20 protein-coding genes are annotated in these 21,454 nt (G+C 71.4%); 12 read left to right on the forward strand and 8 right to left on the reverse strand.

The genetic code is table 11. The annotated features are described in order from the left end of the window. The first annotated feature begins 21 nt into the window (after positions 1 to 21). The 7 genes from IEY78_RS14810 to IEY78_RS14840 all read left to right on the forward strand — a co-directional run bounded on the left by IEY78_RS14810 (position 22) and on the right by IEY78_RS14840 (position 6,105). The gene (locus IEY78_RS14810) at positions 22 to 837 is read left to right on the forward strand and encodes a cell division protein FtsQ/DivIB (protein WP_189098353.1); all 816 of its coding nucleotides are present in this window, start codon (positions 22 to 24) and stop codon (positions 835 to 837) included. A 282-nt stretch (positions 838 to 1,119) separates the two neighbouring features. Next, the gene (gene ftsZ, locus IEY78_RS14815) at positions 1,120 to 2,346 is read left to right on the forward strand and encodes a cell division protein FtsZ (RefSeq protein WP_189098355.1); all 1,227 of its coding nucleotides are present in this window, start codon (positions 1,120 to 1,122) and stop codon (positions 2,344 to 2,346) included. A gap of 14 nt (positions 2,347 to 2,360) precedes the next feature. Further along, positions 2,361 to 3,137 (forward strand): peptidoglycan editing factor PgeF, encoded by a 777-nt coding sequence (gene pgeF, locus IEY78_RS14820; protein WP_189098357.1) that lies wholly within the window; start codon positions 2,361 to 2,363, stop codon positions 3,135 to 3,137. After that, complete coding sequence (locus IEY78_RS14825; RefSeq protein ID WP_189098359.1) at positions 3,121 to 3,843, forward strand: YggS family pyridoxal phosphate-dependent enzyme; 723 nt, start codon at positions 3,121 to 3,123, stop codon at positions 3,841 to 3,843. Before pgeF ends, IEY78_RS14825 begins: the two co-directional genes overlap by 17 nt. Positions 3,844 to 3,965: 122 nt before the next feature. Further along, the gene (locus tag IEY78_RS14830) at positions 3,966 to 4,586 is read left to right on the forward strand and encodes a cell division protein SepF (protein WP_006606158.1); all 621 of its coding nucleotides are present in this window, start codon (positions 3,966 to 3,968) and stop codon (positions 4,584 to 4,586) included. A 66-nt stretch (positions 4,587 to 4,652) separates the two neighbouring features. Next, a complete protein-coding gene (locus tag IEY78_RS14835; RefSeq protein ID WP_030415214.1) occupies positions 4,653 to 4,946 on the forward strand; it encodes a YggT family protein in 294 nt (97 codons plus the stop codon). A 49-nt stretch (positions 4,947 to 4,995) separates the two neighbouring features. Further along, complete coding sequence (locus IEY78_RS14840) at positions 4,996 to 6,105, forward strand: DivIVA domain-containing protein (RefSeq protein WP_189098361.1); 1,110 nt, start codon at positions 4,996 to 4,998, stop codon at positions 6,103 to 6,105. Positions 6,106 to 6,276: 171 nt separating this feature from the next. On the opposite strand, the gene ileS is transcribed toward IEY78_RS14840, so the two are convergent. Both ileS and IEY78_RS35000 read right to left on the reverse strand, forming a co-directional pair. Beyond that, positions 6,277 to 9,450 (reverse strand): isoleucine--tRNA ligase, encoded by a 3,174-nt coding sequence (ileS, locus tag IEY78_RS14845; RefSeq protein ID WP_189098363.1) that lies wholly within the window; start codon positions 9,448 to 9,450, stop codon positions 6,277 to 6,279. A 565-nt stretch (positions 9,451 to 10,015) separates the two neighbouring features. Next, a complete protein-coding gene (locus IEY78_RS35000; protein WP_308426897.1) occupies positions 10,016 to 10,345 on the reverse strand; it encodes a hypothetical protein in 330 nt (109 codons plus the stop codon). A 7-nt stretch (positions 10,346 to 10,352) separates the two neighbouring features. Between IEY78_RS35000 and IEY78_RS35005 the strand changes: the two genes are divergently transcribed. From IEY78_RS35005 to IEY78_RS14865, 4 genes are all read left to right on the forward strand, one after another. Then, a complete protein-coding gene (locus IEY78_RS35005) occupies positions 10,353 to 10,829 on the forward strand; it encodes a TraR/DksA family transcriptional regulator (protein WP_308426898.1) in 477 nt (158 codons plus the stop codon). Between the two features lie 121 nt (positions 10,830 to 10,950). Then, the gene (lspA, locus tag IEY78_RS14855; protein WP_189098367.1) at positions 10,951 to 11,553 is read left to right on the forward strand and encodes a signal peptidase II; all 603 of its coding nucleotides are present in this window, start codon (positions 10,951 to 10,953) and stop codon (positions 11,551 to 11,553) included. A gap of 91 nt (positions 11,554 to 11,644) precedes the next feature. Then, positions 11,645 to 12,586, forward strand: a complete 942-nt coding sequence (locus tag IEY78_RS14860) for an RluA family pseudouridine synthase (RefSeq protein WP_189098369.1) — start codon at positions 11,645 to 11,647, stop codon at positions 12,584 to 12,586. 126 nt (positions 12,587 to 12,712) lie between these two features. After that, the gene (locus IEY78_RS14865; protein WP_189098371.1) at positions 12,713 to 14,308 is read left to right on the forward strand and encodes a Na+/H+ antiporter; all 1,596 of its coding nucleotides are present in this window, start codon (positions 12,713 to 12,715) and stop codon (positions 14,306 to 14,308) included. A 10-nt stretch (positions 14,309 to 14,318) separates the two neighbouring features. On the opposite strand, the gene IEY78_RS14870 is transcribed toward IEY78_RS14865, so the two are convergent. Next, entirely contained in the window at positions 14,319 to 15,410 is a 1,092-nt protein-coding gene (locus IEY78_RS14870) for a mechanosensitive ion channel family protein (protein WP_189098512.1), read from the reverse strand. A 111-nt stretch (positions 15,411 to 15,521) separates the two neighbouring features. Here IEY78_RS14870 and IEY78_RS14875 point away from each other — a divergent pair, with 111 nt between their 5' ends. Then, a complete protein-coding gene (locus IEY78_RS14875) occupies positions 15,522 to 16,133 on the forward strand; it encodes a dienelactone hydrolase family protein (RefSeq protein WP_189098373.1) in 612 nt (203 codons plus the stop codon). Positions 16,134 to 16,173: 40 nt separating this feature from the next. Here the strand turns inward: IEY78_RS14875 and IEY78_RS14880 are convergent, their stop codons facing one another. From IEY78_RS14880 to IEY78_RS14900, 5 genes are all read right to left on the reverse strand, one after another. Further along, on the reverse strand, positions 16,174 to 17,817 hold the full coding sequence (locus tag IEY78_RS14880; RefSeq protein ID WP_189098375.1) for an alkaline phosphatase D family protein: 1,644 nt from the start codon (positions 17,815 to 17,817) through the stop codon (positions 16,174 to 16,176). Positions 17,818 to 17,906: 89 nt separating this feature from the next. Then, on the reverse strand, positions 17,907 to 18,848 hold the full coding sequence (locus IEY78_RS14885; RefSeq protein ID WP_189098377.1) for a thioredoxin domain-containing protein: 942 nt from the start codon (positions 18,846 to 18,848) through the stop codon (positions 17,907 to 17,909). A gap of 41 nt (positions 18,849 to 18,889) precedes the next feature. Continuing rightward, positions 18,890 to 19,591: a hypothetical protein gene (locus tag IEY78_RS14890; protein ID WP_189098379.1), complete on the reverse strand. Its 702-nt coding sequence runs from the start codon at positions 19,589 to 19,591 to the stop codon at positions 18,890 to 18,892. 141 nt (positions 19,592 to 19,732) lie between these two features. Next, on the reverse strand, positions 19,733 to 20,581 hold the full coding sequence (locus tag IEY78_RS14895; RefSeq protein ID WP_189098380.1) for a thioredoxin domain-containing protein: 849 nt from the start codon (positions 20,579 to 20,581) through the stop codon (positions 19,733 to 19,735). 98 nt (positions 20,582 to 20,679) lie between these two features. Further along, positions 20,680 to 21,327: a hypothetical protein gene (locus IEY78_RS14900; protein ID WP_189098382.1), complete on the reverse strand. Its 648-nt coding sequence runs from the start codon at positions 21,325 to 21,327 to the stop codon at positions 20,680 to 20,682. Positions 21,328 to 21,454: the final 127 nt, after the last annotated feature.

Here is a 21,454-nt window from a genome sequence, read left to right on the forward strand (position 1 = left end):
CACGAGAGAAGGCAGGGGAGCGTGGCCGGACCGACAACCGCCCGGCGCGGCGAGCAGAAGTCAACGTCCGGCCCGCCCTCCGCCGCGCCGCCCCCGCGGCGAAGATTCGGGTGGGTCCGCCTTCGCGTCCGCGCGCCGGGCCGCCGCAGTCTGATCATCACCCTGGTCGGCGCGGCGCTGCTCGGCGCGTTCGGCGTCTGGGTGCTCTTCGCCTCGAACTGGCTGCGGGTGGAGCGCGTCCGGGCCACCGGCACCGCGGTGCTGACGCCGGCCCAGGTCGTCGCCGCGGCGCACGCCCCGATGAACGCCCCGCTGGCCTCCGTGGACACCGAGGCGCTGGCCCACCGGCTGCGCGCCCGGCTGCCGCGCATCAAGACCGTGGAGGTCGAGCGCTCCTGGCCGAACACAATCGGTCTGAAAGTGACCGAAAGGAAGCCGGAACTGCTGATGCGAGCGGGCAGAAAGTTTGCCGAAGTGGACGCCGAAGGGCTTCGGTTCGCCACCGTGGCAGCGGCCCCCCGGGGTGTTCCGCTTCTGGAAATGACCGCGTCCGACTCTCCGAGTCTGCATCAGTTCGGAGCTGACCGACTGCGACGCGCCGCCGTCGAGGTCGCCGGGGATCTGCCCGCGGCACTGCGCAAGGACCTCCGGAAGGTCCGGGTACGGTCCTACGACGCCGTCACCCTCGAACTGGCGGACGGCCGCACTGTCGCCTGGGGCAGCAGCGAACAGGGCGCCGAAAAGGCAAAGGTGCTGGCCGCGCTGGTGAAAGCGGCGCGTGACGCGCGCCACTTCGATGTCTCGGTGCCCAGCGCCCCTGCCGTATCCGGGAGTTGACGTGCGTAGTCGCAGGCCAGCACCCTGGATGGCTACGACTATGGGTGATCACATAGGGTGAAAAGAAAAACGGGAGGTTCGGCGTGTTCGTTGAACGTGCGCGCCTTGTCGACTTAGTGTCTCGTTCCAAAGGGACTATGGAACCAAGGAACACAGGCACAGGTAACCCTAAACTTCAACGTTAGGGTTCGGGTCGGCAATACGAACCGTCCCATCGGCATCAGTCGGCGTCCACACGCACGTGCGGCGACGACACGTAACTCGAGGCGAGAGGCCTTCGACGTGGCAGCACCGCAGAACTACCTCGCAGTCATCAAGGTCGTCGGCATCGGCGGCGGTGGCGTGAACGCCATCAACCGGATGATCGAGGTCGGGCTCAAGGGCGTCGAGTTCATCGCGATCAACACCGATGCGCAGGCGCTGCTGATGAGCGACGCCGACGTCAAGCTCGACGTCGGCCGCGAAATGACGCGCGGGCTCGGCGCCGGCGCCAACCCGGATGTGGGTCGCAAGGCGGCCGAGGACCACCGCGAGGAGATCGAGGAGGTCCTCAAGGGGGCCGACATGGTCTTCGTGACCGCGGGAGAGGGCGGCGGCACCGGCACCGGCGGCGCCCCCGTCGTCGCCAACATCGCGCGCTCGCTGGGCGCCCTGACGATCGGTGTGGTCACCCGGCCGTTCACCTTCGAGGGCCGCCGTCGCGCCAACCAGGCCGAGGACGGCATCGCCCAGCTGCGCGAAGAGGTCGACACCCTCATCGTGATCCCCAATGACCGGCTGCTGTCCATCTCGGACCGTCAGGTGAGCGTGCTCGACGCGTTCAAGTCCGCGGACCAGGTGCTGCTGTCGGGTGTGCAGGGCATCACCGATCTGATCACCACCCCGGGTCTGATCAACCTCGACTTCGCCGACGTCAAGTCCGTGATGTCGGAGGCCGGGTCCGCCCTCATGGGCATCGGCTCGGCGCGCGGCGACGACCGCGCGGTGGCCGCGGCCGAGATGGCGATCTCCTCGCCGCTGCTGGAGGCGTCCATCGACGGCGCCCGCGGGGTGCTGCTGTCCATCTCGGGCGGCTCCGACCTCGGTCTCTTCGAGATCAACGAGGCCGCCCAGCTGGTCAGCGAGGCCGCACACCCGGAAGCCAACATCATCTTCGGCGCGGTCATCGACGACGCGCTGGGCGACGAGGTCCGGGTCACGGTCATCGCCGCGGGCTTCGACGGCGGCCAGCCGCCGGCCCGTCGCGACGCGTCGTCCGCGTCCGGCGCGAAGCGCGAGGAGCCGGCCCCGGCCCCGAGCCGTCCGGCCACTCCGCCCGAGCCGCGTTCGTCGTCCTTCGGCGGACTGGGTTCGGTGCCCGTGCGCGACGAGGAGCCGGCCCCGGCCGAGTCCTCCTCCTCGCTGGGCGAGATCCCCTCGCCCCCGGCGAGCACCCCGCAGGTTCCCCCGGCCCGTCCGTACTCGGACTCCGCGGCCGAGGAACTGGACGTCCCCGACTTCCTGAAGTGACGTAAAGCAGCGAAGTGATAGGACAACAGCACCACGAGAGCGGCGCGCATTTCGCCTTCACCGACAGGTGGGGCGGGGTGAGCGCCGCTCCGTACGATCAGCTCAACCTGGGCGGTGCGGTCGGCGACGACCCGCGGGCCGTGCACGCCAACCGTGCGCGCGCCGCCGCGGAACTCGGCCTCGACCCGGCCGCGGTGGTCTGGATGAACCAGGTCCACGGCCGGGATGTCGCCGTGGTCGACGGGCCGTGGGCGGACCGGGACATCCCCGCGGTGGACGCCGTGGTGACGGACCGGCCGGGTCTCGCGCTCGCCGTGCTGACGGCCGACTGCACCCCGGTCCTGCTCGCCGACCCCGTCGCCGGGGTGGCGGGGGCCGCGCACGCCGGCCGGCCCGGGCTGGTCGCCGGGGTCGTCCCGGCGGTCGTCGAGGCGATGGTCCGGCGGGGCGCGGAGCCCTCGCGGATCCTCGCGCACACCGGTCCGGCGATCTGCGGGCGGTGCTACGAGGTGCCCGAGGCGATGCGCGAGGAGGTCGCCGCGGTGGTGCCCGAGGCCCGGGCGACCACCGGCTGGGGCACTCCCGCGGTGGACGTCACCGCGGGCGTGCGGGCTCAACTCGGCGCGGCGGGCGTGCCGTTGCGTGAGGATTCCCACATCTGCACCCGCGAATCCGCGGACCATTTTTCCTACCGGCGCGACCGGACGACGGGGCGGCTCGCGAGCTACGTATGGCTCGGGGCGCCCCCGGCCCGGGGCGGGGAGAGGCCGAGCGGTGACGGACGACCGTAAGACGCAGCTGGCGCAGAACCTGGCACAGGTGGAGGAACGTATCTCCGCCGCCTGCGCCAAGGCCGGCCGGCCGCGTGACGAGGTGACCCTGATCGTGGTCACCAAGACCTACCCCGCGAGCGATGTACGGCTGCTCGCGGAGCTGGGGGTGCGCCAGGTCGCGGAGAACCGCGACCAGGAGGCCGCTCCCAAGGCCGCTGAATGCGGTGATTTGTCACTTACTTGGCACTTCGTTGGTCAATTGCAGACGAACAAGGTGCGGTCTGTGGCCGGATATGCCGGAGTTGTTCAGTCGGTCGACCGGGCCAGGCTCGTCACCGCCCTCTCCAAGGAGGCGGTGCGCGCCGAGCGCGAGCTGGGTTGTCTGATCCAGGTGGCGCTCGACGCGGAGGCGGGGGAGCGGGGAGAGCGGGGCGGGGTGGCGCCGGACGGGGTCGAGGCACTTGCCGAGACGATCGCCGGAGCCGAAGGGCTGCGTCTGGACGGTGTGATGACCGTCGCACCGCTGGCCGGGCCCTACGCCGGGCGTGAACTCACCGCTTTCGAACGCCTCATGGAAATGTCATCCGACCTGCGCACGCTGCATCCTGCTGCCAACATGGTGTCAGCAGGCATGAGTGCGGACCTTGAGGACGCCGTGGCGGCCGGGGCGACACATGTGCGCGTCGGCACTGCGGTACTCGGAGTCCGACCACGGCTCCGGTAACGTCGCCAAGCAAGTCGGACCACAGCACAAAATATGGTCATTCCCGCACAAGCGGGCAGGCCGCGTGGATCCAAGGCCCCTGCTGACGGAGCCGATCCACCACAGAGCGGAGGACGCAGAGAATGGCCGGCGCGATGCGCAAGATGGCGGTCTACCTCGGCCTCGTGGAGGACGATGGGTACGACGGCCGGGGGTTCGACCCCGACGACGAGTTCGAGCCCGAGCTTGACCCGGAACCCGATCGGGGGCGGCGTCAACAGCACCAGGCTCAGCCCGAAATCCCCCCGGAAAGGGAGGAACCCGTCCGTGCTGTGACACCTCCGGCGCAACGCGAACCCGCCCCGCTCACCGTGGAAAGCGGACGACCCGCGCGAATCGCCCCCGTGTCATCCATCACACCCGAACGTCCAAATCTGGAGAAGAACGCACCGGTGATCATGCCCAAGGTTGTGTCCGAGCGGGAGCCCTACCGCATCACCACACTCCACCCCCGGACCTACAACGAAGCCCGTACCATCGGGGAACACTTCCGCGAGGGCACTCCGGTGATCATGAATCTCACGGAGATGGACGACACCGATGCGAAGCGACTTGTCGACTTTGCGGCCGGTTTGGTGTTTGGTCTTCACGGCAGTATCGAGCGGGTGACGCAGAAGGTGTTCCTGCTGTCTCCTGCTAACGTCGATGTCACGGCGGAGGACAAGGCCCGTATCGCAGAGGGTGGGTTCTTCAACCAGAGCTGAGACGCAACACCGGGCACACCAGGGCCGTAGGGTCCGCACAGGAGCAAGGGGAGAGGGACGCGCGAGATGAGTGTCGCTGGTCAGGTGATCTATATCGCGCTGTACTGCTTCTTGATCGTGCTGATCTTCCGGCTGGTGATGGACTACGTGTTCCAGTTCGCCCGTTCATGGCAACCCGGCAAGGCGATGGTGGTCATTCTTGAGGCTGCCTACACTGTCACTGATCCGCCACTCAAGCTTCTGCGGCGGGTAATTCCGCCGCTGCGTCTCGGGGGCGTGGCGCTCGACCTGTCCTTCTTCGTATTGATGATCATCGTGTACATCCTGATCACCGTCGTGAGGTCGGTGTTGTTGGTGTGAACGATACGGTCTTGCCGATTGCCGACGACTACGTTGAGGTGAAGTAGAGATGCCGTTGACCCCCGAGGACGTGCGGAACAAGCAGTTCACGACCGTCCGCCTCCGAGAAGGCTATGACGAGGACGAGGTCGATGCCTTCCTCGATGAGGTCGAAGCCGAACTGACCCGGCTCCTGCGGGAGAACGAGGACCTTCGCGCCAAGCTCGCGGCCGCCACCCGCGCCGCCGCGCAGAACCAGCAGCAGCAGGGTCTGCGCAAGGGACCGGACCAGCAGCAGGAGCAGCAGCAGAGGCCCGGGGCCCCTGTGCCCGCCGCCATATCCGGTCCGCAGCCGGTGCCGCCGCAGCAGCAGCAGGGGATGGGTGGACCTCCCCAACTGCCCGGTGGAGCACCCCAGCTGCCTCCTGGTCCCGGCGGCCACGGCCCGCAGGGCCCGCACGGCCCCGGTCCGATGGGTCCCGGTGGTCCCATGGGCGGCCCGATGGGCGGTCCCGGCGGACCCCAGCTGCCCGGCCCCGGTCAGCAGGGCGGCCCGGGCGGTGACAGCGCGGCCCGCGTGCTGTCGCTGGCACAGCAGACCGCCGACCAGGCGATCGCGGAGGCCCGTTCCGAGGCCAACAAGATCGTCGGCGAGGCGCGCAGCCGTGCCGAGGGCCTGGAGCGGGACGCCCGCGCCAAGGCCGACGCGCTGGAGCGGGACGCGCAGGAGAAGCACCGCGTGGCGATGGGCTCGCTGGAGTCGGCTCGCGCGACGCTGGAGCGCAAGGTCGAGGACCTGCGCGGCTTCGAGCGCGAGTACCGCACGCGGCTGAAGTCGTACCTGGAGAGCCAGCTGCGTCAGCTGGAGAACCAGGCCGATGACTCGCTGGCCCCGCCGCGGACCCCGGCGACCGCTTCGCTGCCGCCGTCGCCCTCCATGGCCTCGGCCGGTGCGGGTGCCATGGGCGGCAACCACACCATGGGCGGCGGTCAGCCGATGGGTGGGGGCAACCACTCCATGGCCGGTCAGTCCAGCGGCGGTCCGTCCTACGGCGGTCAGCAGCAGATGTCGCCGGCGATGACCCAGCCGATGGCTCCGGTGCGGCCGCAGAGCCCGCAGCCGATGCAGCAGACGCCGTCGCCGATGCGCGGCTTCCTCATCGACGAGGACGACAACTGACGTCCGCCTAGCGCGCACCGTCGGCAATCAGGGCCGGGCCCCGAGGGAAGAACATTCCTTCGGGGCCCGGCCCTTTTGTGTGGACTTGTGACGGGCGGCCGGGAGGGTGCGGGAACGACGAAGCCCCCCGGTGCGGTGCGCCGGGGGGCTTCGTTCGGGCGGTGCCCGCGGTTACACCTTGCGGAGCCGGAAGGTGAGGGCCAGGGCCTCGTCGGTGAACTCGGGGCCGTAGGAGCCGTTCACGTCCTCGGTGGACCCCTGCTCGTTCACGAAGTCCGTGGCGAGCACCTCGTCGGAGATCAGGCCGGTGTGGTCGGCCAGCGCCGTGCGGACCTCCTCGTCGGTGGACTGCCAGCGCAGCGCGATCCGGTCGGCGACGTCCAGACCGCTGTTCTTGCGGGCCTCCTGGATCAGCCGGATCGCGTCACGGGCCAGGCCCGCGCGGCGCAGCTCGGGGGTGATCTCCAGATCGAGGGCGACCGTCGCGCCCGCCTCGGAGGCCACCGACCAGCCCTCCCGCGGGGTCTCGGTGATGATCACCTCGTCGGGGGCGAGGGTGACGGTCTCCCCGTCGACCTCGACGCTCGCGGTGCCCTCGCGCAGGGCCAGCGAGAGGGCGGCGGCGTCCGCGGCGGCGACGGCCTTGGCCACCGCCTGGACCCCCTTGCCGAACCGCTTGCCCAGGGCGCGGAAGTTGGCCTTGGCGGTGGTGTCGACCAGGGAGTCGCCGCCCTCCCGGCCGGCGGAGTCGGACAGCGCGGCCAGCGAGCTGACGTTGAGCTCCTCGGCGATCTGGGCCCGCAGGTCCTCGGGCAGGGTGGCGAAGCCGTGGGCCGCGACCAGGGCGCGGGACAGCGGCTGGCGGGTCTTGACGCCGGACTCGGCGCGGGTGGCGCGGCCCAGCTCGACCAGCCGGCGGACCAGCGCCATCTGCGCGGAGAGCGCCGGGTCGATGGCGGCCTTGTCGGCGACCGGCCAGCTGGAGAGATGGACCGAGTCCGGGGCGTCCGGGGTCACCGGGACGACCAGGTCCTGCCAGACCCGCTCGGTGACGAACGGGGTGAGCGGCGCCATGAGGCGGGTGACGGTCTCGATGACCTCGTGCAGGGTGCGCAGCGCGGCCGCGTCGCCCTGCCAGAAGCGGCGGCGGGAGCGGCGGACGTACCAGTTGGAGAGGTCGTCGACGAAGGAGGACAGCAGCTTGCCGGCCCGCTGGGTGTCGAAGGACTCCAGGGAGTCGGTGACCTGCTCGACCAGGCTGTTGAGCTCGCCGAGCAGCCAGCGGTCCAGCAGCGGGCGGTCGGCGGGGGCCGGGTCGGCGGCGGACGGCGCCCAGTTCGAGGTGCGGGCGTACAGCGCCTGGAAGGCGACGGTGTTCCAGTACGTCAGCAGCGTCTTGCGGACGACTTCCTGGATCGTGGCGTGGCCCACCCGGCGGGCGGCCCACGGCGAGCCGCCGGCGGCCATGAACCAGCGGACCGCGTCGGCGCCGTGCCGGTCCATGAGCGGGATCGGCTGGAGGGTGTTGCCCAGGTGCTTGGACATCTTCCGGCCGTCCTCGGCGAGGATGTGGCCGAGGCAGACCACGTTTTCGTACGAGGACTTGTCGAAGACGAGGGTGCCGACGGCCATCAGGGTGTAGAACCAGCCGCGGGTCTGGTCGATGGCCTCGGAGATGAACTGCGCCGGGTAGCGCTTCTCGAACAGCTCCTTGTTGCGGTACGGGTAGCCCCACTGCGCGAACGGCATCGAGCCCGAGTCGTACCAGGCGTCGATGACCTCCGGGACGCGGGTCGCGGTGTGCGTGCAGCCCTCGTGGGTGCAGGGGAAGGTGACCGCGTCGATGAACGGGCGGTGCGGGTCGAGGTCCGACTGGTCGGTGCCGGTCAGCTCGGTCAGCTCGGCGAGCGAGCCGACGCAGGTGAGGTGGTCGTCCTCGCAGCGCCAGATGGGCAGCGGGGTGCCCCAGTAGCGGTTGCGGGACAGCGCCCAGTCGATGTTGTTGTTCAGCCAGTCGCCGAAGCGGCCGTGCTTGACCGACTCCGGGAACCAGTTGGTGGTCTCGTTCTCCCGCAGCAGGGCGTCCTTGACGGCGGTGGTGCGGATGTACCAGGACGGCTGGGCGTAATAGAGCAGCGCGGTGTGGCAGCGCCAGCAGTGCGGGTAGCTGTGCTCATAAGCGAGGTGGCGGAAGAGCAGGCCTCGGGCGCCGAGGTCGGCGACCAGCGTCTCGTCGGCCTTCTTGAAGAACTGGCCGCCGACCAGGTCCAGCTGCTCCTCGAAGGTGCCGTCCGGGCGGACCGGGTTGATCACCGGCAGGCCGTACGCCCGGCAGGTCTTGAGGTCGTCCTCACCGAAGGCCGGGGCCTGGTGCACGAGGCCGGTGCCGTCGTCGGTGGTGACGTACTCGGCGTTGACGACGATGTTGGCGCCCTCCAGCTCGACCAGGTCGAAGGGGCGCTCGTAGGACCAGCGCTCCATCTCGCGGCCGGTGAACGACTCGCCGGTGGCCTGCCAGCCCTCGCCGAGCGCCTTCTCCAGCAGCGGCTCGGCGACGACCAGCTGCTCGCTGCCGTCCGTGGCCACGACGTAGGTGACGTCGGGGTGGGCGGCGACGGCCGTGTTGGAGATCAAGGTCCAGGGGGTGGTCGTCCAGATGAGGAGCTTGGCGCGGCCGGCCAGCGGGCCGGAGGTCAGCGGGAGGCGAACGAAGACCGAGGGGTCGACGACCGTCTCGTAGCCCTGCGCCAGCTCGTGGTCCGACAGGCCGGTGCCGCAGCGCGGGCACCAGGGGGCGACCCGGTGGTCCTGGACCAGCAGGCCCTTGGTGAAGATCTCCTTCAGCGACCACCACACCGACTCGATGTAGTCGGGGTCCATGGTGCGGTAGGGGGAGTCCAGGTCGGTCCAGTAGCCCATCCGGGTCGTCAGCTCGGCGAAGGCGTCGGTGTGGCGGGTCACCGACTCGCGGCACTTGGCGTTGAACTCGGCGATGCCGTACGCCTCGATGTCCTTCTTGCCGTTGAAGCCCAGCTCCTTCTCCACGGCCAGCTCGACCGGGAGGCCGTGGCAGTCCCAGCCGGCCTTGCGGTCGACGTGGTAGCCCTGCATCGTGCGGAACCGGGGGAAGACGTCCTTGAAGACGCGCGCCTCGATGTGGTGGGCGCCGGGCATGCCGTTGGCGGTCGGGGGGCCCTCGTAGAAGACCCACTCGGGCCGTCCCTCGGACTGCTGGAGGGTACGGGCGAAGACCTTCTGCTCCTGCCAGAACTCGAGCACCGCGTGCTCGAGGGCGGGGAGGTCTACCTGGGCGGGTACCTGGCGGTACTGGGGCTGCGGACTCATCGGGGCTTCCTCCGGGCGGACACCTGCTGCGTTCTCCGTCCGGAGGGACGAGAGCCTGCGCTCCCGCGGTACCACCCTCCTTGGCGGTGCCGTCGCACCGCCCCCTCATTGGGGTCGCGCTGCCGGTTCTACTCGCGCCGCGGGTGCTGTGCGGGCTTTCTTCCGGCGGCTCCGGGGTGATCTTCACGCCGCGCACGCCCCCGGGCTTCCACCGTCCCCGGGTCGCTGCTGGCTGCGTACGGCGCTACTCGTCCCGTCAATGCCTCTCGCTGGGCCCAGTGTACGGGGCCGCGCCGACCGGGGCCGACCGGATTTCCGGCGGGGTCCGGGCGGGCCGGGCGCGGGCGCACCACGGAGCGTGGACCGGCCCCGCGGTGCGCCCGCGCGTGACCCGAATGGCGAGCGGACGGGTGCCGGCCCGCGGGGTCGGGTTACCGGGCGGGCGGCGGGGCACAACCGAGACAGAGCGGACGTCCGGGCCGGTGGCGGGGGTGCGCGGGCGGTGCGTCCCGTTGCCGCGTGGCGTGTGGCGATTTATCGTTCCCGTCACGATTCGCGAACAAAGTCACATAGGTGAAGGGGTCGCGGCCATGGTGGCGAAAAAGACCGCCGCGGAGAAGAGCACGACGCCTGCCGACGAGGCCGTCGCGAAGCGGCCTGCACCGAAGAAGACCGCGGCGAAGAAGGCGGCGGCGAAGAAGACCACGGCGAAGAAGGCGGCACCGGCGAAGAAGGCGGCCGAGAAGGCGGCGCCGGTGAAGGCCGCCGAGAAGGCCGCCGCGAAGCGGACAGCGGCCGGGACGACCGCGAAGAAGAGCGCGAAGAAGACTGCGAAGACCGCGAAGAAGGCTCCGGCCAGGACGGCCGCGGTGCCCGCTAAGAAGACGGGAGCCAAAACGGTGGTGGCGAAGAAGACTGCGGCCGCAACGGCCGGGGCGCACGGCAAGGGCTCCGCCGGACCGGCGGTCAAGACCGCCGCGGCGCCCGGCGAGCTGGCCGTGCGGCCCGGTGAGGACCCCTGGACGCCCGCGGAGGTGGCCGAGGCCCGCACCGAGCTGATGGAGGAGACGGCGCGGCTGCGGCTGGAGATCGTCTCGGCCGAGAACGCCATCGCCGGGCTGATGCGCGACTCCGGTGACGGCGCGGGCGACGACGAGGCCGACACCGGCACCAAGAACATCACCCGTGAACACGAGATGGCGCTCGCCTCCAACGCCCGCGAGATGCTCCACCAGACCGAGCGGGCCCTGGGCCGGCTGGACGCGGGCACCTACGGGCTGTGCGAGAACTGCGGCAACCCCATCGGCAAGGCGCGGATGCAGGCCTTCCCGCGGGCGACGCTGTGCGTGGAGTGCAAGCAGAAGCAGGAGCGCCGCTGAGCCGGCCGGGGGCGTCGTGGGACGGCACCCGGACCCCCCGCGCGGGGGGAGGCGTGCCGTACTCTCGTGGTTCAGCCGGGCGGGGCCCGGCCGTGGAGACGACGGGCTGAGGGACTCACACGTGGCAGAGGCGGAACGCATCACCGGCACGCCGGAACCCGAACCGGGTACCGGGGCGGACCCCACGACGGGCACCGGGGAGGACGGCACGGCGCAGGCCGGGCCGGGCGCCGGCCGCGGCAGGCGGCGGATCCTCGCCCTGCTGCTGGTCGCGCTGCTGGTCTACGTGCTCGACCTGGGCAGCAAGCTCCTCGTCGTCGCGAAGCTGGAGCACCACGCGCCCATCGAGGTCATCGGGACGCTGCTGCAGTTCACGGTGATCCGCAACCGCGGTGCCGCCTTCGGCATGGGCGAGGCGCTGACGATCTTCCTCACCTTCATCGCGGCGGCCGTGATCGTGGTGATCGCCCGGATCGCCCGCAAGCTCTACAGCCTGCCCTGGGCGATCGCGCTGGGGCTGCTGCTCGGGGGTGCCTTCGGCAACCTCACCGACCGGATCTTCCGCACGCCGGGGGTCTTCGAGGGCGCGGTCGTCGACTTCATCGCCCCCGCGCACTTCGCGGTCTTCAACCTCGCCGACTCCGCGATCGTCTGCGGCGGCATCCTGATCGTGATCCTGTCCTTCCGCGGCCTGGACCCGGACGGGACCGTCCACCACGACTGACCGGAGCGGCGGGGCAGGGGTGCCGGGCCGCCGATCGGGCGGCCCGCGACCGCCGGGCAGGACACCGTGGTGCAACTGCCATACTCGTGGGGTGAGCACCGTTCCCGAGATCCGCACCCTGCCCGTACCGGACGGCCTGGAGGGCGAGCGCGTCGACGCCGCGCTGGCCCGCATGTTCGGCTTTTCCCGTACGAAGGCGGCCGAGCTGGCCGCCGCCGGAAAGGTCCGGGTCGACGGATCCGAGGTGATGAAGTCGGAGCGGGTGCACGGCGGCGCCTGGCTGGAGGTCGAGATGCCGCAGGCCGCGCCGCCCGTCGAGATCGTCGCCGAGCCCGTCGAGGGCATGGAGATCGTCCATGACGACGACGACATCGTGGTGATCGTCAAGCCGGTCGGGGTGGCCGCGCACCCGAGCCCCGGCTGGAGCGGCACCACCGTCATCGGCGGCCTGGCCGCGGCCGGCTTCCGCATCTCCACCTCCGGTGCCGCCGAGCGCCAGGGCATCGTGCACCGCCTCGACGTCGGCACCTCGGGCCTGATGGTGGTCGCCAAGTCCGAGCGCGCCTACACCCTGCTCAAGCAGCAGTTCCGCGAGCGCACGGTCGACAAGCGCTACCACGCCCTGGTCCAGGGCCACCCGGACCCGATGAGCGGCACCATCGACGCCCCCATCGGCCGGCACCCGCAGCACGACTACAAGTGGGCGGTCACCGCCGAGGGCAAGCCGTCGGTCACGCACTACGACCTGATCGAGGCGTTCCGCGCGGCCAGCCTGCTCGACATCAAGCTGGAGACCGGCCGCACCCACCAGATCCGGGTGCACATGGCCGCCCACCGCCACCCCTGCGCCGGCGACCTGACCTACGGCGCGGACCCCACCCTCGCCAAGCGCCTGGGCCTCACCCGGCAGTGGCTGCACGCCATGCGGCTGGGCTTCGAGCACCCCTCCGACGGCCGCTGGGTGGAGTTCGAGAGCGCCTACCCGGACGATCTGCAGCGGGCGCTGGACACCGTGCGGGACGAGAGCAGCTGACGCCGCGGGGCCCGCACGGTAGCGAACTGACACACAACGGACACCGCCACGGCCGGTCCTGGTCAGCGCCATGGCAGTCTTGGGGCGGAAAGTGATCGAATCCGACCACCCCGGAGCGTAGCCACCGTGGACCAGCTGGCTCTGATGTTCGTCCTTCTGCTCGGAGCCGTGGTCATGGTTCCGGTCGGCGACCGGCTGGGACTCCCGTCACCGGTACTCATGACGCTGGCCGGTGCCGTGCTGGCGCTGCTGCCGTTCGTGCCCAACGTCGAGGTGCCGCCCGAGTTCATCCTGCCGGTGGTGCTGCCGCCGCTGCTCTACGCGGCCGTGCAGCGCACCTCCTGGCGGCAGTTCACCGCCAACATCCGGCCGATCCTCCTGCTCGCCGTGGCGCTGGTCTTCGCCACCACCGCGGCGGTCGCCGCCGTCGCCCAGGCGGTGGTGCCCGGTATGCCGGTGGCCGCCGCGGTGGTGCTCGGCGCGCTGGTCGCACCGCCCGACCCGGTCGCCGCGACCGCGGTCGCCGGCAAGCTCGGACTGCCCCGCCGGATGGTGTCCATCCTGGAGGGCGAGGGGCTGTTCAACGACGTCACCGCGATCGTGCTCTACCACGTGGCGCTCGCCGCGGCGGTCAGCGGCACCTTCTCGGTGCCCGGCGCGCTCGGCTCGCTGGTGCTGTCCGCGGTGGTCGCCATAGCGGTCGGCCTGGCGCTCGGCTGGGTCACCAACAAGCTGATGGGGCTGCTCGGCGATCCGACGCTCCAGATCGGGCTGACCCTGCTGGTCCCGTTCGTCTCCTACGTCCTGGCCGAGGAGTTCAAGGGCTCGGGTGTGCTGGCGGTGCTGACCTGCGCGCTCTTCCTGGCCGAGCACGCGGTCGACGCGGACGACGTGATGGGCCGGCTGGCCGGCTACACCTTCTGGGAGGTCGTCGACACCCTCGTCACCGGCGTCGCCTTCGGGCTGATCGGGCTGGAGCTGCACAACATCTTCGCGGCCGCCTCGCACCGCTGGGGCCAGCTGCTGGGCGCCGGCGCCGCCGTCGTCGGGGTGGTCGTCGGGGTCCGCCTGCTGTGGCTGCTGCCCGCCGCCTGGCTGGCCAAGCGGATGCACAAGCGCCGCGACTACGACGAGGACATCCCGATGAGCTGGCGGGAGACGCTCATCATGTGGTGGTCGGGGATGCGCGGGGTGGCCTCGGTGGCGCTGGCGCTGGCCATTCCGTACACCATCGACGGCGGCGACGACTTCCCGGTCCGCGACGACATCCTCTTCATCGCCTTCGCGGTGGTGCTCTCCACCCTGATCATCCAGGGCCTGACCCTGCCCTGGCTGGTGCGCCGGCTGCGGGTGCGGGCCGACACCGACGCGGTCGACGCGCTGGAGCGGGAGCTGGCGCTGCGGGTGATCAAGGCGTCCAAGCACCGGCTGAAGGAGATCCTGGAGGTCGAGGAGCTGCCCGACGAGATCAGCGACCAGCTGGCCCGCCGGGCGCACGACATGGGCGCCCGGATCGCGCCGGACATCGTCGACGACGAGCGGCGCGAGCTCTTCGAGAAGCGCATCGCCCGGATGAAGAAGGTGCAGCGCATCCAGGGCGAGATGCTCTCCGCCGCCCGGCACGAGGTGCTGGCGGCCCGCAGCGAACCGGGTGCCGACCCGGAGATCGTCGACCGGGTGCTGCGGCATCTGGACGTGCGCAGCCTGCGCGGCACGCCCTGACGGCCGGCGCTCAGCCGTGCGCCGGGTCCGCGTCCTTCGACAGGCCCCGGCGGGCCGGCGGCAGGTCGATCTGCGCCGGCGCGGTGGTCAGCCGCGGCAGCGCGTAGGCGTGCTCCTCCCGCAGCCACTCCAGCAGCCGCTCGCGGACCACACAGCGCACCGTCCACAGGGTGTCCGCGTCCCGGGCGGTGGCCAGCGCCCGGACCACGATCGTGGACGGTGTGGTGTCGGTCACCACCAGGCTCCAGGTCCGGCCGTCCCACTCCGGGCACTCCTGGAGGATCTCCAGCAGCCGCTGCCGCATCTTCTCCACCGGCGCGCTGTGGTCGAGGTGGAGCAGCACCGTGCCGGTCATCTGCGCACCGCCGCGCGACCAGTTCTCGAACGGCTTGCCGGTGAAGTACGACACCGGCATGGTGATCCGGCGCTCGTCCCAGGTCCGGACGGTCAGGAAGGTCAGGGTGATCTCCTCGACGGTGCCCCACTCGCCGTCCACGACGACGGTGTCCCCTATCCGCACCATGTCGCCGAACGCGATCTGCAGTCCGGCGAAGAGGTTGCCGAGGGTGGACTGGGCGGCGATACCGGCGACGATGCCCACCAGCCCGGCGGACGCCAGCATGGAGGTGCCCACCGCCCGCATCGCCGGGAACGTCAGCAGCATCGAGGCGGCCGCGACGACGATCACCACGGCCGTGACCACCCGCTGGATCAGCGTCACCTGGGTCCGCACCCGGCGCACCCGCGCCGCGTCCCGGGCGCCGGCCGCGTAGCGCGAGTACGACGACTCGACGATCGCCGCGGCGGCCCGGACGACCAGCCAGGCGGTGGCCGCTATCAGCACCAGGGTCAGCGTCCGGCCGATGCCCACCGCGTGGTCGTCGATGAGCTTGACCGAGGTCGCGTCGTAGGAGCCGCGCAACAGCGCCGTGCACAGCGCCACTTGCAGCGGTATCCGGCAGCGCCGCAGCAGTCCCCACAGCGGGGTCTCGGGGTGTGCGGCGTCGATCCGGCACAGGGCCCGGTCGGCGAGCCAGACCAGGACGAGCGTGAGCAGGACCGAGCCGCCGATGACGACGACCGGACGCAGTACGTCCTCCAGTGACACGGGACTCCTCCTCCGTGGGGTGCGGGGCACTGTGGTGTGCTGGTACCCGGTCCCCCCGACCGTAACTGGCACGATGGGGGGAGATCGGTCCAACCCAGGGAAGTGATGTCAGTGCCGGCCTCCGCCGAGTCCCCGACCAGCGGGCTTTCGACGATTGTGTTGTTCCACTCGGTGTGCGGGCTGCGCCCCGCGGTGCACGCCGCGGCCGACCGGCTGCGGGCCGCGGGACACGAGGTGATCGTTCCCGACCTGTTCGACGGCCGGACCGCGGAGACGGTCCCCGACGGCATCCTCATCAAGGACGAGATCGGCAAGGACGAGCTGCTCAAGCGGGCCATCACGGCCGTGGCGCCGTACTCCGACCGCGGGCTGGTCTACGCCGGCTTCTCCTTCGGCGGCTCGGTGGCCCAGAACCTCGCGCTGGGCGACGAGCGGACCCGCGGGCTGCTGCTGCTCCACGGCACCTCCGACATCGCGGAGGACACCGCCGCCGACGATCTGCCGGTCCAGCTGCACGTCGCCGACCCCGACCCCTACGAGCCGCACGACTGGCTGAACGCCTGGTACCTCCAGATGCGCCGGGCCGGCGCGGACGTAGAGGTCTACCGCTACGCCGGCGCCGGCCATCTCTTCACCGACCCCGACCTGCCCGACCACGACGCGGAGGCGGCGGAGCGCATGTGGAAGGTGGCGGAGGGCTTCCTCGCCGGGCTGTGAGCCGGGCGGGCGGGGCCGGTGACAAGGGGAGCGGTGCCGCTCAACCCACCGGCTGGTCCGCCCGCTCCATCCGCTGGGTGCCGGAGCGGGTGCGGTACGAGCGCAGCAGGGTGCTGGTGGCCTCCGGGTCGGTCTTGTCGGAGATCCCGAAGTAGTCCATCTGCGTCCGCTCGGCGGTGACGTCCAGCACCCCGTAGCCGTGCGAGTCCATGTCCAGCCACTTCACATGGCGGTTGGCCGCGCGGAGGGCCGCGACGCCGGCCAGGGAGAGCGTGTGCGGCGCGACGTGCAGGATGTCGTCCACGTTGTCGGAGGTGACCGAGGTGACCACGAACTCCGTCGCCACCGGCGCGGTCGCGGGGTAGGTCGCCGCCTGGAGCGGGACGTCGTTGGCCCAGGCCATGTGGATGTCGCCGGTCAGGAACACGGTGTTGTCGATGCCGCGGTCGCTGAGGTGGCTGAGCAGCTCGTGCCGGTCGTCGGTGTAGCCGTCCCACTGGTCGGTGTTGATCGCCAGGCCCTCCTTGGGGATCCCGAGGATCTCGGCGAGCGGCCCGAGCAGCTTCGCGGGTATCGCCCCGAACGCGACCTGCGAGATCATCACCGAGGTGCCGACCAGCCGCCAGGCGGTGTCCGAGCGCGCCAGCCCCTGCTTGAGCCAGTCCAGTTGGGCCCGCCCGGTGATCGTGCGGCTGGGGTCGTCGACCGCGCCGCTGCCCGGCTTGGCCTGCTGGTCGCGGAACGAGCGCAGATCCAGCAGATGCAGATCGGCGAGGGTGCCGAAGCGCAGCCTGCGGTAGGTGGTGCCGGCGATCGAGGGGCGCACCGGCATCCACTCGAAGTACGCCTGCTTCGCCGCGGCCATCCGCGTGGACCAGTCGCCCTCGGCGCCCGGGGTGTGGTTGACCGCGCCGCCCTTCCAGGCGTTGTCGGCGAACTCGTGGTCGTCCCAGATGGCGATGACCGGGTGCGTGGCGTGCATGGCCAGCGCGTCCGGGTCGGTCTTGTGGACGCCGTGCCGGATGCGGTAGTCGGCGAGGGTGAGCAGTTCGTGCGAGGGGGAGTGCGGGCGGACGACGTACTTGAATTCCGGGTACTCGCCGGACTTGTACTCGTAGATGTAGTCGCCGAGGTGCAGCACCGCGTCCAGGTCGCTGCGGGCGGCCAGGTGGCGGTAGGGGGAGAAGTAGCCGGACTCCCAGTTGGCGCAGGAGACCACGCCGAAGCGGACGTTGCCCGCCGAGGTGCCCTCGGCGGGCGCGGTGAGGGTGCGGCCGACGGGGGAGTGCTGCCCGCCGGCGGTGAAGCGGTAGTAGTAGTGGGTGGACGGGCGCAGGCCGCGGACGTCCGCCTTGACGGTGTGGTCGGCGGCGGCCGTGGCGGTGAGGTTCCCCCGGGCGACGACGGACGCGAAGTCCTTGTCGCTCGCCACCTCCCAGCTCACCTTGGTGGCCGGCCCCCGGCCGGAGCCCGGGGTGGCCGCCGCGGTGGGCGTCAGGCGGGTCCACAGCAGGATGCCGTCGGGCAGCGGGTCCCCCGAGGCGACGCCGTGCTGGAAGAACTGCCCCTGTTCCCGGCCCCCTTGGGCGTGGGCCGTGGCGGCGCCGGCGAACGGCAGGAGGGCTGCGGTGGCGGCTACGGCCGTAACGGCGGTGCGGCGCGAGATCTGGTCGTGATCAGTCACGGGCGCTCACCTTACTGGCCGGTAATCCTGACCGGGAGGGCAATCCCCGGGATTCCCGGGAATTCGCCCGCCCGTTGTCCGAAAGGCACTCAGCGGCCGCCCGTGGGGTCCTTTTCGCCCTCGCGGATACCCTTCGATCCGCCTTCTCCCGTGCTGTCGCCCTTGCCCGCACCGCCGCCCGCGGTGCCCTTCGCCGGGCCGAACTCCTTGTCGATCATCTTGTTGAAGTTGGCCTGGGCGAGCTGGTTGTACTGCGCCTGCGTCATCTGGCGCTGCGGGATCTGGTCCATCGACAGCTTCTTGTCACCGTGCATGAAGGTCGGGGTGCCCTTGACGCCCTTGCGGCCGAACAGCGCGCCCATCTCCGTCGCCCAGCGGTCGTAGGTGCCCTTGGTGACCGCCGTCTCGAACGCCTTGTTGTGCTTCAGTTCGGGGACGTCGGAGGCGACCTTGAGCAGCTCGGAGTCCTTGGCGTAGAGGTCCTCGCGCTCGTCGGGGTGGTATTTGACGGAGTACAGCGCCGACTTGTACTTCAAGAAGGCCTCCGGGCTGACGTTCAGCGCCGCGCCGAGCGCGCTCAGGGCGTTCTTCGAGCCCTGGCCGCCGCCCTCGGCGTCGTCGATGAAGGTGTACATCGTGAAGCGGGCCCGGAAGCGGCCGTCCTCGATGTCCTTGAGCAGGGCCTTGCCGCTGCTCTGCTCGAAGGCCGCGCACGCCGGGCAGCGGACGTCCTCGAAGACCTCCAGGGTCTGCTTGGCGTTCTTGTCACCTATCAGGATCTCGGTGCCGTCCTTGCCCTGGGTGTGGGCGGGCGTGACGAGCTCGGCCTCCTTCGCGGCCTCCCAGCCCGTCGGCTCGTTGGCCTTCAGCACGGCGTAGCCGATGCCGCCGGCCACCGCCAGCACGCCGACCACCGCGGCCACCGCGGTGAGTTGGCGGCGCAGCCGCTCCTTCTTCTTCTGGCGCTCGCGCTCGGCCCGGATGCGGTCACGGGCCGCGGCCTTGCCGGCCTGGCTGTTGCGGTTGCTCATGTGGGGGTCCCCTCAAGGGTGTGCGGGCTGGTACGGACTCGTCAGGAGGCGGCCGGGGCGGGTGGGCCGCGGCGCCGTACGCAGTGCACGAGGTGGGGGAGCGGGTGGGCCGGCGGCAGCGGATGCGGCGGGCGGATCCGCCGCGGGGGCGGGGTGCGGGCCGAGGCGGCCACCGCGGCCGCGGTGAGCAGCGGGCGGACGGCGCCCGCGGCGGTGGCGCGCAGCAGGGCGTCCAGGGCGGCGTCGCCGCGGTGCAGCCAGGCCGCGGCGAGCAGGCCGACCGTGACATGGGCGGCGAGCGGCAGCCAGGGGGCGGCCGCCGGCAGGGCCGCCTGCCCGGGGGCGGCGGCCCGCGCCAGCGGAGTGCCCCACCCGCCGCCGCGGCACAGCAGATCGACGCCCACCGAGTGCAGCGGGCCGGCGACCGGGCCGCCGGCCCGGCCGTAGCAGGTGTGCTGCCCGGCGGTGAAGACGGTGTCGGCGGCCAGCTCCAGCGGCACCAGCAGCGCGGCGAGGGCGCCGCAGCCGCGCTCGCGGCCGGCCGCCGGATAGGCCGCGGCGAACACGGCGGCGGTCACGGCGAGGACCGGCGCGGGCGGTAACGGGGTGCGGGAGAGCAGCACATGGGAGGCCGCGGACAGGGTCACGCACAGCGCCGTGAACAACGCCGCCCGCACCGCCCTGAGCTGATTCCCCGGCACGGCCGCCGGCCGGGGCCCGGGGCGCACTCCCGTCGCCTGCATGGCGGGAGTCTGCCATGTGCACGGCCAAAACCCGGGTCAAGATTTGGCATCGGCCGGCGTGCGGAGCGCACGCCGGCCGGGGGCGTCCGGCGGCCCGGGAGCGGGCCGCCGGACGCGTCAGCGCTTCAGTGGTTCAGTGCCTCAGTGCTTCAGCGCCTTGTCCACCATGGACGTGAAGGCGGCCGCGCTGGACGGGGCCACCTTGCCCTGCGGGCTGTCCGTGCCCAGCACCGTGTCGTTGAGCTTGATGGTCGGGGTGCTGGTGACGTCCTTGAACGAGTTGAAGGCGTTGGACATCTCCAGCGCCCAGCGGTTGTACGTGCCGGACGTGACGTTCTTGCGGAAGGCCGCGTTGCCCTTGAGCGCCGGGATGGTGTCGGCGACCTTGAGCAGGTAGCTGTCGTCGGCGAACTTGTCCGGGCCGGTCTCGTCGGGGTGGTACTGCTTCGAGTACAGCGCGAACTTGTACTTCAAGAAGGCGTCCGGGCTGACGTCGAGGGCCGCGCCCAGCGCGCTCAGCGCGTTCTTGGAACCGGTGCCCTTGAGGTTGGCGTCGAGGAACGTGCCCAGGTGGTAGGAGGCCTTGTACTTGCCGTCCTTGATGTCCTTCTCGACGGTTTCCCCGGCGTTCTGCTCGAAGTTGGCGCAGCCGGGGCAGCGCGGGTCCTCGAAGAGGTTCAGGGTGTTCTTGGCGTCCTTCTTGCCGATGACGACCGTGGTGCCGTTGGCGCCACCGGTGTTGGCCGGCTTGACCAGCTTGGCCTTCTGCGCCTTCGCCCACTCGTCGCCGCCCGCGGCGCCGCCGCCGGAGTCGCCGTTCATGTTGGCGAAGGCCACGCCGACGCCGCCGGCTATCGCCAGCACGCCGACGATCGCGCCGCCGACGATCAGCTGCCGGCGGACCTTGTCCTTCTTCGCCTGCCGCTCACGCTCGGCGCGCAGCCGCTCGCGCGCCGCCTGCTTGTTGGCCTGGTTGTTGCGGTTGCTCATGGCTGTTCCTGCTCCGTGGGAATCCGTGGGACGGGGTGTGCGTGCGGTCGGCGGCGCACCCGCGGATCACGGGGACGCCGGCTGCGCGGGCGCGGGGCTCACGCAGCGAGCGCGCAGGGTGGCCCACGGCGCACCACGCAGTGCACGAGCAGGGGGGCGGTACGGGCCGGGCGTCCGGCAGGGGCCGGGGCGGGTGCCGGGCGGCGCGGGGCGGCGGTGGCGCCGACGACCGCGACGGCGATCAGCAGCGGGCGGAAGGCGAAGCCGGCGACCGCGCCCAGCAGCTGGTGCAGCGCGGCCTCGCCGCGGCGCAGCCAGCCCGCCGCGAGCAGTCCGATGAGCAGATGCGCCGCGAGCAGGACGCCCCAGGTCGCCGCGGGCGAGGGGCCCTGCCCGGGCGGCGCCGCCAGCGGGGTGCCGACCGGGGCGCCGCCGCACAGCAGCTCCACGCCCAGCGAGTGCAGCGGGCCGCCGGCCTCCCCGTAACAGGCGTGCTGACCGAGGCTGAAGACCAGGTCGGCGGCGAGTTCCAGGGGGACCAGCAGGGCCGCGATCCGCCAGTAGCCGCGCTCCGGGCCGGCCAGCGCGTAGGCGATCACGAACACGGCGGCGCACAGCGCGCCGACGGTGGCCGGCGGCAGCGGCATACGGGACAGCAGCACATGGGACGCCGCGGACAGCGTCACGCACAGCGCCGTGAAGAGCGCCGCGCGCAGTGCCCGCAGAGGTGCCGCCGAGGTGTCCATTGCAGCCGAGTGTGCCATGGGGCGGGATAAGCGGTGGCTAAGGGGGCCCGGAGCCGTACGCACCCGGAAAAGCGGTGCGTACGGCACATATCGGGCCTGCCGTCCGCGTCCCGTCCGCGTCCCGTCC

The sequence above is a fragment of the Streptomyces kronopolitis genome (genome assembly GCF_014646275.1).
GTDB lineage: Bacteria > Actinomycetota > Actinomycetes > Streptomycetales > Streptomycetaceae > Streptomyces > Streptomyces kronopolitis.